Source organism: Pseudomonas thermotolerans DSM 14292, assembly GCF_000364625.1.
Lineage (GTDB): Bacteria > Pseudomonadota > Gammaproteobacteria > Pseudomonadales > Pseudomonadaceae > Aquipseudomonas > Aquipseudomonas thermotolerans.
Genome location: NZ_KB822607.1, coordinates 60,877 through 74,293 on the forward strand (window position 1 = coordinate 60,877; position 13,417 = coordinate 74,293).

General features: G+C 69.8%; 14 protein-coding genes. 7 read left to right on the forward strand and 7 right to left on the reverse strand.

The window, feature by feature from the left end; all coding sequences use genetic code 11:
* Positions 1-34: 34 nt before the first annotated feature.
* Together H165_RS0108615 and H165_RS0108620 are read right to left on the reverse strand one after the other, a co-directional pair.
* Complete coding sequence (locus H165_RS0108615; RefSeq protein WP_017938524.1) at positions 35-580, reverse strand: hypothetical protein; 546 nt, start codon at positions 578-580, stop codon at positions 35-37.
* Positions 581-610: 30 nt separating this feature from the next.
* The gene (locus H165_RS0108620; protein WP_017938525.1) at positions 611-2,041 is read right to left on the reverse strand and encodes a coniferyl aldehyde dehydrogenase; all 1,431 of its coding nucleotides are present in this window, start codon (positions 2,039-2,041) and stop codon (positions 611-613) included.
* A 243-nt stretch (positions 2,042-2,284) separates the two neighbouring features.
* Between H165_RS0108620 and H165_RS0108625 the strand changes: the two genes are divergently transcribed.
* Positions 2,285-2,962, forward strand: a complete 678-nt coding sequence (locus tag H165_RS0108625) for a TetR/AcrR family transcriptional regulator (protein WP_017938526.1) — start codon at positions 2,285-2,287, stop codon at positions 2,960-2,962.
* Here the strand turns inward: H165_RS0108625 and H165_RS18480 are convergent.
* The 4 genes from H165_RS18480 to H165_RS0108645 are packed head-to-tail and all read right to left on the reverse strand — an operon-like array spanning position 2,863 to position 7,465.
* Positions 2,863-3,948, reverse strand: coding sequence for a hydrolase (locus tag H165_RS18480; RefSeq protein ID WP_017938527.1), 1,086 nt, complete (start codon positions 3,946-3,948; stop codon positions 2,863-2,865). The genes H165_RS0108625 and H165_RS18480 overlap by 100 nt on opposite strands.
* A gap of 55 nt (positions 3,949-4,003) precedes the next feature.
* Positions 4,004-4,621, reverse strand: coding sequence for a 16S rRNA (guanine(966)-N(2))-methyltransferase RsmD (gene rsmD / locus H165_RS0108635; RefSeq protein ID WP_017938528.1), 618 nt, complete (start codon positions 4,619-4,621; stop codon positions 4,004-4,006).
* Positions 4,621-6,117 carry a M16 family metallopeptidase gene (locus H165_RS0108640; RefSeq protein ID WP_017938529.1) on the reverse strand — a complete coding sequence of 499 codons (1,497 nt, stop codon included), beginning with the start codon at positions 6,115-6,117 and terminating at the stop codon, positions 4,621-4,623. The genes rsmD and H165_RS0108640 overlap by 1 nt, the downstream gene beginning before the upstream one ends.
* Positions 6,110-7,465, reverse strand: a complete 1,356-nt coding sequence (locus H165_RS0108645; protein WP_026146480.1) for a M16 family metallopeptidase — start codon at positions 7,463-7,465, stop codon at positions 6,110-6,112. The genes H165_RS0108640 and H165_RS0108645 overlap by 8 nt, the downstream gene beginning before the upstream one ends.
* Positions 7,466-7,624: 159 nt before the next feature.
* On the opposite strand from H165_RS0108645, the gene ftsY reads away from it, so the two are divergent.
* The 5 genes from ftsY (at position 7,625) to H165_RS0108670 (ending at position 12,171) form a co-directional block, all read left to right on the forward strand.
* Positions 7,625-8,860, forward strand: a complete 1,236-nt coding sequence (gene ftsY / locus H165_RS0108650) for a signal recognition particle-docking protein FtsY (protein WP_017938531.1) — start codon at positions 7,625-7,627, stop codon at positions 8,858-8,860.
* A complete protein-coding gene (ftsE, locus tag H165_RS0108655; protein ID WP_017938532.1) occupies positions 8,857-9,525 on the forward strand; it encodes a cell division ATP-binding protein FtsE in 669 nt (222 codons plus the stop codon). Before ftsY ends, ftsE begins: the two co-directional genes overlap by 4 nt.
* On the forward strand, positions 9,525-10,547 hold the full coding sequence (gene ftsX, locus H165_RS0108660) for a permease-like cell division protein FtsX (RefSeq protein ID WP_017938533.1): 1,023 nt from the start codon (positions 9,525-9,527) through the stop codon (positions 10,545-10,547). Before ftsE ends, ftsX begins: the two co-directional genes overlap by 1 nt.
* Before the next feature lie 104 nt (positions 10,548-10,651).
* A complete protein-coding gene (gene rpoH, locus H165_RS0108665) occupies positions 10,652-11,506 on the forward strand; it encodes an RNA polymerase sigma factor RpoH (protein ID WP_017938534.1) in 855 nt (284 codons plus the stop codon).
* A gap of 62 nt (positions 11,507-11,568) precedes the next feature.
* Positions 11,569-12,171 (forward strand): hypothetical protein, encoded by a 603-nt coding sequence (locus H165_RS0108670; protein WP_017938535.1) that lies wholly within the window; start codon positions 11,569-11,571, stop codon positions 12,169-12,171.
* Here H165_RS0108670 and mtgA read toward each other — a convergent pair.
* The gene (gene mtgA, locus H165_RS0108675; protein ID WP_017938536.1) at positions 12,168-12,896 is read right to left on the reverse strand and encodes a monofunctional biosynthetic peptidoglycan transglycosylase; all 729 of its coding nucleotides are present in this window, start codon (positions 12,894-12,896) and stop codon (positions 12,168-12,170) included. The two genes, H165_RS0108670 and mtgA, sit on opposite strands and share 4 nt — an antisense overlap.
* Positions 12,897-12,981: 85 nt before the next feature.
* On the opposite strand from mtgA, the gene H165_RS0108680 reads away from it, so the two are divergent.
* A complete protein-coding gene (locus H165_RS0108680; RefSeq protein WP_017938537.1) occupies positions 12,982-13,356 on the forward strand; it encodes a DUF423 domain-containing protein in 375 nt (124 codons plus the stop codon).
* Positions 13,357-13,417: the final 61 nt, after the last annotated feature.

The window sequence follows — 13,417 nt, forward strand, 5'->3', positions numbered from 1 at the left end:
CGATTCTCTTGTTGTCGTTATGGGCTTGGCCGGCTCAGATGCTCGGCGGTCCGGGGTAGCCGCAGTGCTGCCAGGATTCCGGGCTGCCGTACCAGGCCATCATCACCAACTGCTGCAGCGAGGCGTGGCCCATCTTCAGCAGGTTCAGGACGCTGTTCTCCCAGCGTGCCAGGAAGGCCAGGATGTCCTCCCGGCTGGCCTTCTCCCAACTGCCCCAGACTCCGGTGAGCGGCCCGCGGGTGACCGGCAGGGCCAGCACGTCGAACAGCTGGCGGGTCAGCTTGAGCATTTCCGGGGACAGGTGGTCGAGGGTGTAGTCGAGGCGCGCCAGGCAGCTCTCCACTGCCTGGGGCATGCGCTCGGCGGCCACCGCCCCGGCCAGCATCACCGGCAGCACGGCGCGCAGGAACGGCAGGTCGGATTGGCGCAGGACGCGCATGCCGCCGGCTGGGCCGTCGGAGGAGCAGCCGCTGAGACTGGCGGCGACCCCGGCGGTGGCCAGGAAGGCCGTGCCCAGCAGGCCGATCTTGAGCAGGCTGCGCCGGGACAGGCCGGCGTCGTCGAGAGTGGTGTCTGTCATTCTTGTGGTCACCTGAGGTTGCGGGCCGCTTCAGCGGATGAACAGCTTGTAGACCAGCTTCTGCAGCAGCTTGCCGTACGGCGGGTAGATCGGCCGGGCGGCGTTGAAGCGCTGCTTGACGTACACGCCCTTGGCCTTGCTGAAGGTCAGGAAGCCCTCGTGGCCGTGGTAGTGGCCCATGCCCGAGGGGCCGATGCCGCCGAACGGCAGGTCGTCTTGGGCGACGTGCAGCAGGGTGTCGTTGAGGCACACGCCGCCGGAGTGGGTCTCGTGCAGCACGCGCTGCTGCTCGGCCTTGTCGTAGCCGAAGTAGTAGAGCGCCAGGGGCCGCGGGCGCTCGTTGACGTAGGCGAAGGCGTCCTCCAGGCGGTCGTAGGGGATGATCGGCAGCAGCGGGCCGAAGATCTCCTCCTGCATCAGTTTCATGTCGTCGCGGGCGTTGAGCACCAGGGTGTGGGGCAGGCGCCGGCCCTGGCCCTGGGGGTAGAGCGGGATCAGGGTGGCGCCCTTGCTCTCGGCGTCGCTCAGGTAGCCCTGCAGGCGCTGCAGCTGGCGCTCGTTGATGATCGCCGTGTAGTCCGGGTTGTTCTCCAGGCGTGGGTAGAAGCGCAGCACCGCCTGGCGGTAGGCCTCGACGAAGGCATCCAGGCGTGGCCGCGGCACCAGCACGTAGTCCGGGGCCACGCAGGTCTGTCCGGCGTTCAGGCACTTGCCGAAGGCGATGCGCTCGGCGGCGTCGGCCAGGGGCACGTCGGCGCTGACGATGGCCGGCGACTTGCCGCCCAGCTCCAGGGTCACCGGGGTGAGGTTCTCGGCGGCGGCACGCATCACGTGGCGGCCGATGCTGGTGGCGCCGGTGAACAGTAGGTGGTCGAAGGGCAGCCGGGAGAAGGCCACGCCGACGTCCGCCTCGCCGAGCACCACGCACACCAGGTCCTCGGGGAAGATCCGCGCCAGCAGCTCCTTGATCAGCTGGGAAGTGGTCGGGGTCGACTCGCTCATCTTGATCATCACCCGGTTGCCGGCCGCCAGGGCGCCGGTCAGCGGGCCCACGGAGAGGAACAGCGGGTAGTTCCAGGGCACTATCACCCCCACCACGCCGAGGGGCTGGTAGACCACCTTGGCCGTGGCCGGCTGGAAGGCCAGACCCACCGCGCGGCGCGAGGGCTTCATCCAGCGCTTGATGCGCTTGCTGGCGTAGTGGATGCCCTGCAGGCAGGGCATCAGCTCGGCGAGCAGGGTCTCGTCGGCCGAGCGGTTGCTGAAGTCCCGGTTGATCGCCTCGATCAGCGTCTGCTGCTCGTCGCGCAGCAGCTGGCGCAGCGACTTCAGCCACTGGATGCGCTGCTCGGCGGAGGGCATGGGGTTGGCGCGGAAGGCCGCGCGTTGTTGCTGGAACAGGCTCTCCAGCTCGCTGATCTGCTGCTGGGTCTGCTGCAGGTGGGAGATTTCGGCGACCATGGTGCGGCTCCTCGACGGACCGTCTGATTGTTGTGGTACGCGGATTTTTGGAGCAATTACTCTAAAGTGTCAAACAGCATGCACTCCCAGGCGCTCCGGAGGCAGCCCAACGAAATGCTGGAGCGCCTGTACCGGAGGCCCCGCGGGGTAACGGCCGGCGCCGGGCGTCGGGCGGCCCGGGGTAACATGCCGCAGCCGTTTGCCTGTACCTTTGCCCGCCAGCCTTTCACAGTGAACCGAGACATGGCCGCCATCAAGACCCGCGAGCGCATCCTCCAGGCCAGCCTGGAGCTGTTCAACCGCCAGGGGGAGCGCAACGTCACCACCAACCACATCGCCGCTCATCTGGGCATCTCGCCGGGCAACCTCTACTACCACTTCCGCAACAAGCAAGCGATCATCGCCGAGCTGTTCGCCGCCTACGAGGCGCGGGTCGACGCCATCCTCCAGGTGCCCGAGGGCCGCGCCATGGCCATCGAGGACAAAACCTTCTACCTGGAGGCGCTGCTCGCCGAGATGTGGGCCTACCGCTTCCTGCACCGCGACCTGGAGCACCTGCTGGACGCCGACCCGGCCCTGGCGGCGCGCTACCGGTTGTTCGCGCGGCGCTGCATGCATGGTGCCACGGCCATCTACCGGGGCTTCGTGGCGGCCGGCATCCTGCTGATGAGCGAGGAGCAGCTCGAGGCCCTGGTGCTCAACAGCTGGATCATCATGACCTCCTGGGTGCGCTTCCTGAGCACCACCCGCGCCGACCCCGGCGCCCTCAGCGAGGACCTGATGCGCCGCGGCATCTACCAGGTGCTGGCCCTGGAGGGCGGCTATCTGGCGCCGTCGGCGCGTGTCGCGGTGGATGCGCTGTACCGCCGGCTGCACGTGCCGCTGGAACGGGTGCTGGCGGAGGAATCGCCGGCGGCCTGAACGCAGGCCGCCAGCCAGGCGGGGATGCGCCGCTCCAGGTAGAACCCCGGGCGGTGCGGCGAGCCCTCGATGAAGCCCACGTGGCCGCCGCGCGGGTGCAGCTCGAAGTGCACGGTCGCGGCCAGCTCCCCGGGCTCCGGCAGACTGTGGCGGAACACGAAGGGATCGTCGGCGGCCTGGATGATCAGGGTCGGCACCCGGATGCCGCCCAGGTAGTAGCGGCTCGAGGCACGCCGGTAGTAGTCCGCGGCGTCGGCGAAGCCGTGCAGCGGGGCGGTGATCCGCCCGTCGAAGTCCCAGAAGGTGCGCAGCCCGTGCAGCGGGCCGAGGCGCTCCAGGGCGGCCAGGTGCTCTTCGGCGCGCAGCCGGCGGAAGTGCTGCTGCTTGCGCCGCACGTAGGCGACCATCTCGGCCATGAAGTGGCGCTGGTAGACCCGCGAGAAGCCAATGCCGATGCGGTCGGCGCACTGGTCCAGGCGGAACGGCACCGAGACCGCCACGGCGCCGCGCAGGCCGCAGTCCGCGCCGCTTTCCCCGAGATACTTGAGCAGCACGTTGCCACCCAGGGAATAGCCCACCGCGTAGAGCGGCGCCAGCGGCCGGCAGGCGCGCAGGTGGGCGATCACCGCGGCCAGGTCTTCGCTGACCCCGGAATGGTAGCCGCGCGGCAGCAGGTTGGGCTCCCCCGAGCAGCCGCGCCAGTTCAGCGCCACGCTGGCCCAGCCGCGTTCGGCCAGGCGCTGTTGCAGGCCGAGCACGTAGTGCGACTGCGAGGAGCCGGTCAGGCCGTGGAGGATCAGCGCCAGGGGCGCCGCGGCCTCGTGCGGGCCGTACCCGTCGAGGTCGAGGAAGTCGCCGTCTTCCAGCCACAGGCGCTCGCGCCGCCGCTCCAGCTGCGGCGGGCGGCGGAAGAAGGGCGCCCAGAGGGTCTGCAGGTGCGGCCCGGGCAGCCACCAGGCGGGACGGAAGGCGGCAGTGCTGTTCATGGTTCGGCTTGGCAAGCGGTAACAGCCAGCAGTGTAGGCCGCGCCGGCGCTGCCGTTACTGGTCGGCGGCGTCCGCCGCGCTGCCGCGCTGCCACAGCGAGTAGTGCACCTGGCCGGCCTGCTTTTCGCGGTGCAGGCGCCAGTTGCCCGGCAGGCCGAGGCTCGAGGGCGCGCTTTCGCTCTCGCAGTAGATCCACGCCCGTGGCGCCAGCCAGCCACGTTGTTCCAGCAGCTGGCAGGCTGGCAGCAGCAGGTTCTGGTGGAACGGCGGGTCGAGGAACGCCAGATCGAAGGGCCGCGCCGGCTGGCTCGCCAGGTAGCCTAGGGCGTCGCCCTGGTGCAGCTGGCCGTGGCGGCAGCCGAGCAGCTGGAGGGTCTGGCGCAGGGCGGCGATGGCCGCCGGGTTGCTGTCCAGGGCCAGGGCCTCGGCGGCGCCGCGGGACAGCGCTTCCAGGTAGAGGGCGCCGCTGCCGGCGAAGAGGTCCAGCACCCGGGCGCCTTCCACGTAGGGGGCCAGCCAGTTGAACAGGGTTTCGCGGACACGGTCCGGGGTGGGGCGCAGGCCGGGGCCCTCAGGCACCGGGAAGCGTCGACTGCGCCACTGCCCGGCGATGATCCGTACCTGGCCCTGGCCACCGTGGCTGCGCGACGGTTTCGCGGGACGTCTGGCCATCAGTGCTCCGGTACGCCGAGGGGCGCTTCCGCGGGGGCATCGCTGGGCGGCGGCAGCGGCTGCTGTTCGACCGTGGGGCCGACGCTGACGATCACCAAGGACTCGGGGTCCAGATGCCTGGCCATGGCTGCCTTGACCTGTTCGACGCTGAGGGCCTGGACCTCCGCCATGAAGTCTTCCAGGTAGGTCAGCGGCAGGTCGTAGAAGCCGATGGCCGCCAGTTGGCCGACGATGTCCGCGTTGCTCGCGGTGGTCAGCGGGAAGCTGCCGGCCATCTCCCGCTTGGCGTCGTCCAGCTCCTGCTGGGTCGGGCCTTCCCGCAGGTAGTCGGCGAGCAGCTGCTTGATCAGCTCCAGGGTGCCGGCGCTCAGCTCGGCGCGGGTCTGCACGTTGATCATGAAGGGCCCGCGCGCCGCCATGGGGCTGAACCCGGAGTAGATGCCGTAGGTCAGCCCGCGCTTCTCGCGGACTTCCTCCATCAGCCGGCTGCCGAAGCCGCCGCCGCCGAGGATGCTGTTGCCGAGGCTGAGCGCCGCGTAGTCGGGGTCGCGGCGGTCGATGCCCAACTGGGCGAGCAGCAGGTGGGTCTGCTTGGAGGGGAATTCGATGTGCTGCAGGCCCGGCTGCGGGGCTTCCGGCTGTGGCAGCGGCGGCAGCGCCGGGCCCTTGGGCAGGGCCGCGGAAACCTGGGCGGCGATGGCCTCGGCCTCGCTGCGCGAGAGGTCGCCGACCAGGGCGATCACCGCGTTGCCGGCGGCGTAGGCGCGGGCGTGGAAGTCGCGCAGCTGGGCCGTGCTGATCGGCGGGATGGAGGCCTCGTCGCCCTCACTGGGATGGGCATAGGGATGGCTGCCGTAGAGGCGCTTGAAGAGCGCCAGGCTGGCCTGCTTGCCGGGATTCTGCTTCTGGTATTCGAAGCCGGCGAGGGTCTGGTTCTTGATGCGCGCCAGGGCGTCCTCGGGGAAGCTGGGCTGGCCGACCACCTGGGCGAACAGCTCCAGGGCGGGCTCGCGCTTGGCCGGGTCGCTCAGGCTGCGCAGGCTGACCACCGCCATGTCGCGGTAGGCGCCGTTGCCGAACTCGGCGCCGAGGTTCTCGAAGCCGGCGGCGATGGCGGTGACGTCCTTGCCGGGCACCCCCTCGTTGAGCATGGCGTTGGTCAGCATGGCCAGCCCGGGCTGGTCGCCGTCGCGGCTGCTGCCGGCGGCGAAGGTCAGGCGCAGGTCGAACATCGGCAGCTGGCGGGCCTCGACGAACAGCACCCGGGCGCCCTCGGCGGTGGTCCAACTGTGGATCTGCAGGGCGCGGCGGTTGGGCGCCTGGCCGTTGAGCCCGGCGAGGCTTTCCAGGCGGGCCTTGGTGCTGTCCTGGTCATGCGCCGCGACCGGGCTGCCGGGCTGCGCCGCCTGACGGCTGGCCAGCAGGGTCAGGGCGGCGAGCAGCAGCAGGCTGATCAACAGGACCAGCCCCTGGCGCAGGCCTTTACGCTCACTCATGACGGGACTCCTCGGGCAGGATGTGGGCGACGGTCAGGCGCTCGCGCTTGAAATAGCGGCGTGCGGCCTGCTGGATGTCGGCGGGGGTCACCGCCTCGATGGCGGCCAGCTCCTCATCCATCAGCCGCCAGGACAGGCCGACGGTCTCCAACTGGCCGATGGTGCTGGCCTGCTGGCTGATCGAGTCGCGCTCGTAGACCAGCCCGGCGATCACCTGGGCGCGTACCCGTTCCAGCTCCTCGCGGCTCGGCGGAGTCTGCTGGAGCTCCTCGAGCTGGGCCCAGAGGCCGGCTTCCACCTGCTCCAGGGTCTTGCCGGTCTGCACGTTGGGGGTGGCGCTCAGGATGAACAGGCTGTCGCCGCGCTTGAAGGCGTCGTAGCTAGCCGAGGCGCCGGAAACCAGCTCTTCGCCGCGCTCCAGGCGGGTGGGCAGGCGCGCGCTGTAGCCGCCATCGAGCAGGGCGGCGATCAGCCGCAGGGCGTGCGCCTCGCGGGCCTCCTTGGCGGTGGCCAGGCCCGGCACGTTGAAGCCCATCAGTAGGCTCGGCAGTTGGGTGCGCAGGTGCAGGGTCAGGCGCCGCTCGCCGGGCTCGGCGAGTTCCAGGGGCAGCTTGGCCGGCGGCAGGGCGCGCCGCGGAATGGCGCCGAACCAGCGTTCGGCGAGGGCCTTCACCTCCTCGGCGGTGACGTCGCCGACCACCACCAGGGTGGCGTTGTTCGGGGCGTACCAGTTCTCGTACCAGCGGCGCAGATCCTCGACGCTCAGCCGCTCCAGGTCGGCCATCCAGCCGATGGTCGGGATGCCGTAGCCGCTGGCCGGGTAGGCGATCGCCTTGAAGCGCTCGTAGGCCAGGGAGTTGGGCTTGTCGTCGACGCGCAGGCGGCGCTCCTCCTTGATCACCTCGATTTCCCGGGCGAACTCCTCGGGCGGCAGGCGCAGGCTGGCCATGCGGTCGGCCTCCATCTCCAGGGCCACGGCCAGGCGGTCGCGGGCCAGCACCTGGTAATAGGCGGTGTAGTCGTCGCTGGTGAAGGCGTTCTCCTCGGCGCCCAGCTCGCGGAGGATGCGCGAGGCCTCGCCGGGGCCGAGCTTGGCGCTGCCCTTGAACATCATGTGCTCGAGCACGTGGGACAGGCCGGTCTGCCCGGGCGTCTCGTAGCTGGAGCCGACCTTGTACCAGACCTGGGAGACCACCACCGGGGCACGGTGATCCTCGCGGACGATGACCTTGAGGCCGTTGTCCAGGCTGAACTCGTGGGTGGCCTGGGGCTCGGCGGCGAGCAGGACGAGGGGCAGACAAAGCAAGGCGAACAGCAGTCCGGCCGTGCGACGGGCAGTCATTTTCATGGATGGGACGACCTTGTCAGACGAGCCCCGGCGGGCTTAGCGCCGGCAGGCGAGGAGGTGCTAGGATACTGGTTCGTTTTCCCGGCGGCCATGCCCGGAACTGTCGCGAAACTGCGCACAGGCTCCCCGGTCGGCCGCTCCCTTGAGATAGCCGTCCACATGTTTGGTTCCAACGACGACAAGAAGAACCCGGCAGCGCCCGGAGAGAAGAAAGGCCTGTTCGGCTGGATGCGCCGCAAGTCGCAGCCGGCCGCCCCGGCCGAGAGCGCCCCGGCGCCGGAAGCGCCCGTGGTGCAGCCCGAGGCCTCCGCAGAACCCGTAGCGGCCGAGCCCGTCCGGGAGGCCGCTGCCCCGCAGCCGCTCGAGCCCCCAGCGGCGCAGCCCGAGGCTCCGGTGCCCGTGGCCGCGGCGGAGCCCGCCGCGCCCCAGCCGGAAGCTCCCTCAGCATCCAAGTCCGAGCCCAAGCTGGGTTTCTTCGCCCGCCTCAAGCAGGGCCTGGCGAAGACCAGCGCCAACCTCGGCGAGGGCATGGCCAGCCTGTTCCTCGGCAAGAAGGCCATCGATGACGACCTGCTCGACGAGCTGGAGACCCGCCTGCTGACCGCCGACGTCGGCGTCGAGGCCACCACGGCGATCATCGGCAACCTCACCAAGCGCGTGGCGCGCAAGGAACTGGCCGACAGCGGCGCCCTCTACCGCGCCCTGCAGGACGAGCTGACCGCGCTGCTCAAGCCGGTCGAGCAGCCGCTGCGGATCGATCCCGGGCACCAGCCCTACGTGATCCTGGTGGTCGGCGTGAACGGCGCCGGCAAGACCACCACCATCGGCAAGCTGGCCAAGAAGCTGCAGCAGGAAGGCAGGAAGGTGATGCTCGCCGCCGGCGACACCTTCCGCGCCGCCGCCGTGGAGCAGCTGCAGGTGTGGGGCGAGCGCAATGGCATTCCGGTGATCGCCCAGCATACCGGCGCCGACTCCGCCTCGGTGATCTTCGACGCGCTGCAGGCCGCCAAGGCCCGCGGCATCGACGTGCTGATCGCCGACACCGCCGGGCGTCTGCACACCAAGGACAACCTCATGGAGGAGCTGAAGAAGGTCCGCCGGGTGATCGGCAAGCTGGACGAGACGGCGCCCCACGAGGTGCTGCTGGTGCTCGACGCCGGCACCGGACAGAACGCGATCAACCAGGCCAGGCAGTTCGACCAGACGGTGAACCTCACCGGCCTGGCGCTGACCAAGCTGGACGGCACCGCCAAGGGCGGGGTGATCTTCGCCCTGGCCAAGCAGTTCGGCCTGCCGATCCGCTACATCGGGGTCGGCGAGGGCATCGACGACCTGCGCACCTTCGAGGCCGAAGCCTTCGTTCAAGCCCTTTTCGCAGAGCGGGAGCGTGCATGATTCGATTCGAGCAGGTCGGCAAGCGTTACCCCAATGGCCATGTGGGCCTGCATGAACTGAGTTTCCGCGTGCGGCGCGGCGAGTTCCTGTTCGTCACCGGGCATTCCGGTGCCGGCAAGAGCACCCTGCTGCGCCTGCTGCTGGCGATGGAGCGGCCTACCTCCGGCAAGCTGCTGCTCGCCGGCCAGGACCTGGCGCAGATCACCACCGCGCAGATCCCCTTCCTGCGCCGGCAGATCGGCGTGGTGTTCCAGAACCACCAGCTGCTGTTCGACCGCAGCGTGTTCGACAACGTCGCCCTGCCGCTGCAGATCCTCGGCCTCCCCAAGGCGGAGATCGCCAAGCGGGTCGGCGCCGCCCTGGAGCGGGTGTCCCTGGCCGACAAGGCCGAGCAGTATCCCGCCGACCTGTCCACCGGCCAGCAGCAGCGCGTCGGCATCGCCCGCGCCGTGGTGCACCGCCCGGCCTTGCTGCTCGCCGACGAGCCGACCGGCAACCTCGACCCGCGCCTGGCCGCGGAGATCATGGGAGTGTTCGAGGACATCAACCGGCTCGGTACCACCGTGTTGATCGCCAGCCACGACCTGGCGCTGATCGCCCGCATGCGGCACCGCATGCTGACCTTGCAACGCGGTCGCCTGATCGGCGACGGGGAGGCAGCCTGATGGGCGCAACGCAGAATCCGCAACAGGCACAGAAGACCGCCGAACGCCTCGGCGCAGCGCCGAAGCGGGCCGCGCCGCAGCGCCGGTCCGACGAGCCGAGCTTCCAGGAGCTGTTCCACGCCTGGCTGGAAAGCCACCGCGCCAGCCTGGTGGACAGCCTGCGCCGGCTGGCCCGTCAGCCGGTCGGCAGCTTCTTCACCTGTCTGGTGATCGCCATCGCCCTGGCCCTGCCCATGGGCCTGGCGCTGCTGCTCAACAACCTGGAGCGCCTCGGTGGCTCCTGGCAGAGCGCCGCGCAGATCTCCGTGTACCTCAAGCTGGACGCCAGCGACGCCGACGGCGAGCGGCTGCGCGAGGAGATCGCCGGCATGCCGGACGTGGCCGCTGCCGAGTGGATCAGCCGCGAGCAGGCTCTGGCGCAGTTCCAGGCGCAGTCCGGTCTCGGCCAGGCGCTCAAGGACCTGCCGGAGAACCCGCTGCCCGGCAGCGTGCTGGTTACCCCCAGGGAAATCGACAAGGTCGCCCTGGAGATGATTCGCCAGCGCCTGGCCGAGCTGCCCAAGGTCGACCAGGTGCAGCTCGACCTGCTGTGGGTCGAGCGCCTCGGCGCCATCCTCAAGCTCGGCGACCGTTTCGTGTTCGGTCTGGCCCTGCTGCTGGTGCTGGCCCTGCTGCTGGTGATCGGCAACACCATCCGCCTGCACATCGAGAACCGCCGCAGCGAGATCGAGGTGATCAAGCTGGTCGGCGGCACCGACGGCTATGTGCGCCGGCCCTTCCTCTACATGGGCGCGCTCTACGGCCTGGGCGCCGGCCTGCTGGCCTGGGCGGTGCTGGCCTACAGCCTGGACTGGCTGAACGGCGCGGTGGTGCGCCTGGCCGGTCTGTACGGCAGCGACTTCGCCCTGGCCGGGGTGCCGACGGCGGATGGCCTGTCGCTGGTGCTGGGCGCCGTATTGCTTGGTTACATAGGTGCCTGGCTGGCGGTGGCGCGGCACTTGAGCGAGCTGGCGCCGAAGTAGTAAGTTCTTGCTCCGCCCCGTTTTGGCTGTTTTTGAACTCTGAGTCAGATTTCGGGTCTTAGTCGACATACTGAACTCGAGAGTTCAAGAATCGGAGGATTCGCATGACCACTTCTCTGCAACCTGTCTATGCCTTGGCGCCGGGGGCCAACCTCGAAGCCTACGTGCATACGGTGAACAGCATTCCGCTGCTGAGCGCCGAAGAGGAGCGCGAGCTGGCGGAAGACCTCTACTACCGGCAGGATCTGGAAGCGGCCCGCAAACTGGTTCTCGCCCACCTTCGCTTCGTGGTGCACATCGCCAAGAGCTACTCCGGCTACGGCCTGGCCCAGGCCGACCTGATACAGGAAGGTAACGTCGGCCTGATGAAGGCCGTGAAGCGCTTCAACCCGGAAATGGGCGTGCGCCTGGTGTCCTTCGCGGTTCACTGGATCCGCGCCGAGATCCACGAGTTCATCCTGCGCAACTGGCGCATCGTCAAGGTGGCCACCACCAAGGCGCAGCGCAAGCTGTTCTTCAACCTGCGCAGCCAGAAGAAGCGCCTGGCCTGGCTGAACAACGACGAAGTCAACGCCGTGGCCGAGAGCCTGGGCGTCGAGCCCCATGAAGTGCGCGAGATGGAAAGCCGCCTGAGCGGTCAGGACATGGCCTTCGACCCGGCGGCCGACGCCGACGACGAGAGCGCCTACCAGTCCCCGGCCTACTACCTGGAAGACCATCGCTACGACCCGGCCCGCCAGCTGGAGGATTCCGACTGGAGCGACAGCTCCAGCGCCAGCCTGCACGAAGCCCTGGAGGGGCTCGACGAGCGTAGCCGCGACATCCTCTACCAGCGCTGGCTGGCCGAGGAGAAGGCCACCCTGCACGAGCTGGCCGCCAAGTACAACGTCTCCGCCGAGCGCATTCGCCAGCTGGAGAAGAACGCGATGAACAAGCTCAAGGGCTGCATCGTCGCCTAAGTGGCCCGACACTCCGGAAAAGCCGCACCTTGGTGCGGCTTTTTGCTATGTGGAGAACCCCCATGCCGTCGTCCGCCCTGCGCCCCGTCCGACTGCTGATCTATGCCGTCGTGCTTGCCGTCTGCGTCTGGAGCCTGTGGCGGCAGTGGCCGCAGCGGCAGGCCGAGCCGTTGCCTTGGTTGGACGACTGGCAGCAGGCGCTGTTCGTCCCCTTGGCCGGCGGCGAGCTCGAGGTGCGGCGCCTGCGCGAGCGGGTGGCCGGTCGCCTGTGGCTGGCGCCGCGGGGTGAGGCGGGGCCGCGCCTGTTGTACCGCGCCGACTGGCGGGACGGAGCCGCGCGCTGGAGGTTGGAAGCCGAGCTGGCGCTTAGCGACCGCGAGCGCGCCAGCCTGCTCGATGCCTTGGGGGCCCGCGCCGAGGACGAACCGCAGGAACTCAGCGACGCGTTGCTCGACCAGCTGGGCGGACACCGCCTAGCCGGGCTGCTGCTCAAGCCCGAGCAGGAGGTCCGCGCCGAGCGCCTGAGCGCCAGCCTGGGCGCGCCGCGGGTGCGCTTCCGCCTGCCGGAAGGCGGCGAGGCCTGGTTCTACCCGCAGGCCGGGCTGACCCTGTTCTACACCGACGGCCGTCTCGACCTGCTCCAGGTGGCGCCGCTCCGGCCCTAGGGTAGCGCGGCCCGCAGCCAGGCCGGCCTGTTCGGGTCGAGGCGCGCCAAGTAGCCGCTGCCGCCGAGCTGGCGGACCTGCTGGCGGATCCACGCGGAGCGGCGCAGCACGTAGGAATCCGGGCGGCTGGCGCTCCAGCGGTGCGGGTTGGGCAGCACCGCGGCGAGCTGGCTGGCCTGCACGCTGGACAGGTAGGGCGCGCCGATGCCGAAGTGGTGGCGGGCGGCGGCCTCGGCGCCGAACACCCCGGCGCCCCACTCGACGCTGTTCAGGTACACCTCGAGGATCCGTTGCTTCGGCCAGAACAGCTCGATCAGCAGGGTGAACCAGGCCTCCAGGCCCTTGCGCGCCCAGCTGCGCCCGGACCACAGGAAGAGGTTCTTGGCCACCTGCTGGCTGAGGGTGCTGGCGCCGCGCAGCGAGCCGCCGCGCTCGTTGTGGGCGATGGCCTGGCGGATGGCGTCGACGTCGAAGCCCCAGTGGCTGGCGAACTTCTGGTCCTCGCCGGCGATCACCGCCATCTTCAGGCTGTCCGGCAGCTCGGCCCAGGGCCGCCAGCGGCGCTGCAGGTCGATCGGCCGGCCATCGATCCAGGAGGCGATCTTGCGCTCCACCATCAGCGCGCTGCCCGGCGGCGGCACCCAGCGCAGCACCAGAACCAGCGCGGCACTGGCGGCCATCGCCCAGAGCAGGAGCTTGAAGAAGCGGAACAGGAGTGCGCGCATGTGACGCCTTGGCCTGGAAGCGGGAGGCGGCCATTATAGCGGGCGCTTTTCGTCCGACCGGCATCTTCCCCGAGGAGAATCGAGCATGCTGCGTATCCTGATGTTGCTGGCCGCCTTCTTCGGCTTCACCGCGGTGGCCCTCGGCGCCTTCGCCGCCCATGGCCTGAAGGGCCAACTGAGCGCCGAGCTGCTGACGGTGTTCCAGACCGGGGTGCACTACCAGATGGTCCACGCCCTGGCGCTGCTCGCCGTGGTGCTGCTCGGCCTGCACGCGCCCGGCAGGGCGCTGCTGGCGGCCGGCGGGCTGTTCGTGCTGGGCATCCTGCTGTTCTCCGGTAGCCTCTACCTGCTGGCGCTGACCGGCACCCGGGCGCTTGGCGCCATCACCCCGTTCGGCGGCGTGTCCTTCCTGGGCGGCTGGCTGAGCCTGGGGATCGCCGGTTGGAATCTGCTGCGATAAGCTGACCCGTGCGTCAGCTGCCGCGCCCCGTGCCTTGGTCCGCCGGCGTCTATGGCGCTAG

Excerpts from the sequence above, each read along its gene's own strand:
- H165_RS0108615 (WP_017938524.1), bottom strand. The coding sequence starts at position 580 with ATGACAGACACCACTCTCGACGACGCCGGCCTGTCCCGGCGCAGCCTG.
- H165_RS0108620 (WP_017938525.1), bottom strand. The coding sequence starts at position 2,041 with ATGGTCGCCGAAATCTCCCACCTGCAGCAGACCCAGCAGCAGATCAGC.
- H165_RS0108625 (WP_017938526.1), top strand. The coding sequence starts at position 2,285 with ATGGCCGCCATCAAGACCCGCGAGCGCATCCTCCAGGCCAGCCTGGAG.
- H165_RS18480 (WP_017938527.1), bottom strand. The coding sequence starts at position 3,948 with ATGAACAGCACTGCCGCCTTCCGTCCCGCCTGGTGGCTGCCCGGGCCG.
- rsmD (WP_017938528.1), bottom strand. The coding sequence starts at position 4,621 with ATGGCCAGACGTCCCGCGAAACCGTCGCGCAGCCACGGTGGCCAGGGC.
- H165_RS0108640 (WP_017938529.1), bottom strand. The coding sequence starts at position 6,117 with ATGAGTGAGCGTAAAGGCCTGCGCCAGGGGCTGGTCCTGTTGATCAGC.
- H165_RS0108645 (WP_026146480.1), bottom strand. The coding sequence starts at position 7,465 with ATGAAAATGACTGCCCGTCGCACGGCCGGACTGCTGTTCGCCTTGCTT.
- ftsY (WP_017938531.1), top strand. The coding sequence starts at position 7,625 with ATGTTTGGTTCCAACGACGACAAGAAGAACCCGGCAGCGCCCGGAGAG.
- ftsE (WP_017938532.1), top strand. The coding sequence starts at position 8,857 with ATGATTCGATTCGAGCAGGTCGGCAAGCGTTACCCCAATGGCCATGTG.
- ftsX (WP_017938533.1), top strand. The coding sequence starts at position 9,525 with ATGGGCGCAACGCAGAATCCGCAACAGGCACAGAAGACCGCCGAACGC.
- rpoH (WP_017938534.1), top strand. The coding sequence starts at position 10,652 with ATGACCACTTCTCTGCAACCTGTCTATGCCTTGGCGCCGGGGGCCAAC.
- H165_RS0108670 (WP_017938535.1), top strand. The coding sequence starts at position 11,569 with ATGCCGTCGTCCGCCCTGCGCCCCGTCCGACTGCTGATCTATGCCGTC.
- mtgA (WP_017938536.1), bottom strand. The coding sequence starts at position 12,896 with ATGCGCGCACTCCTGTTCCGCTTCTTCAAGCTCCTGCTCTGGGCGATG.
- H165_RS0108680 (WP_017938537.1), top strand. The coding sequence starts at position 12,982 with ATGCTGCGTATCCTGATGTTGCTGGCCGCCTTCTTCGGCTTCACCGCG.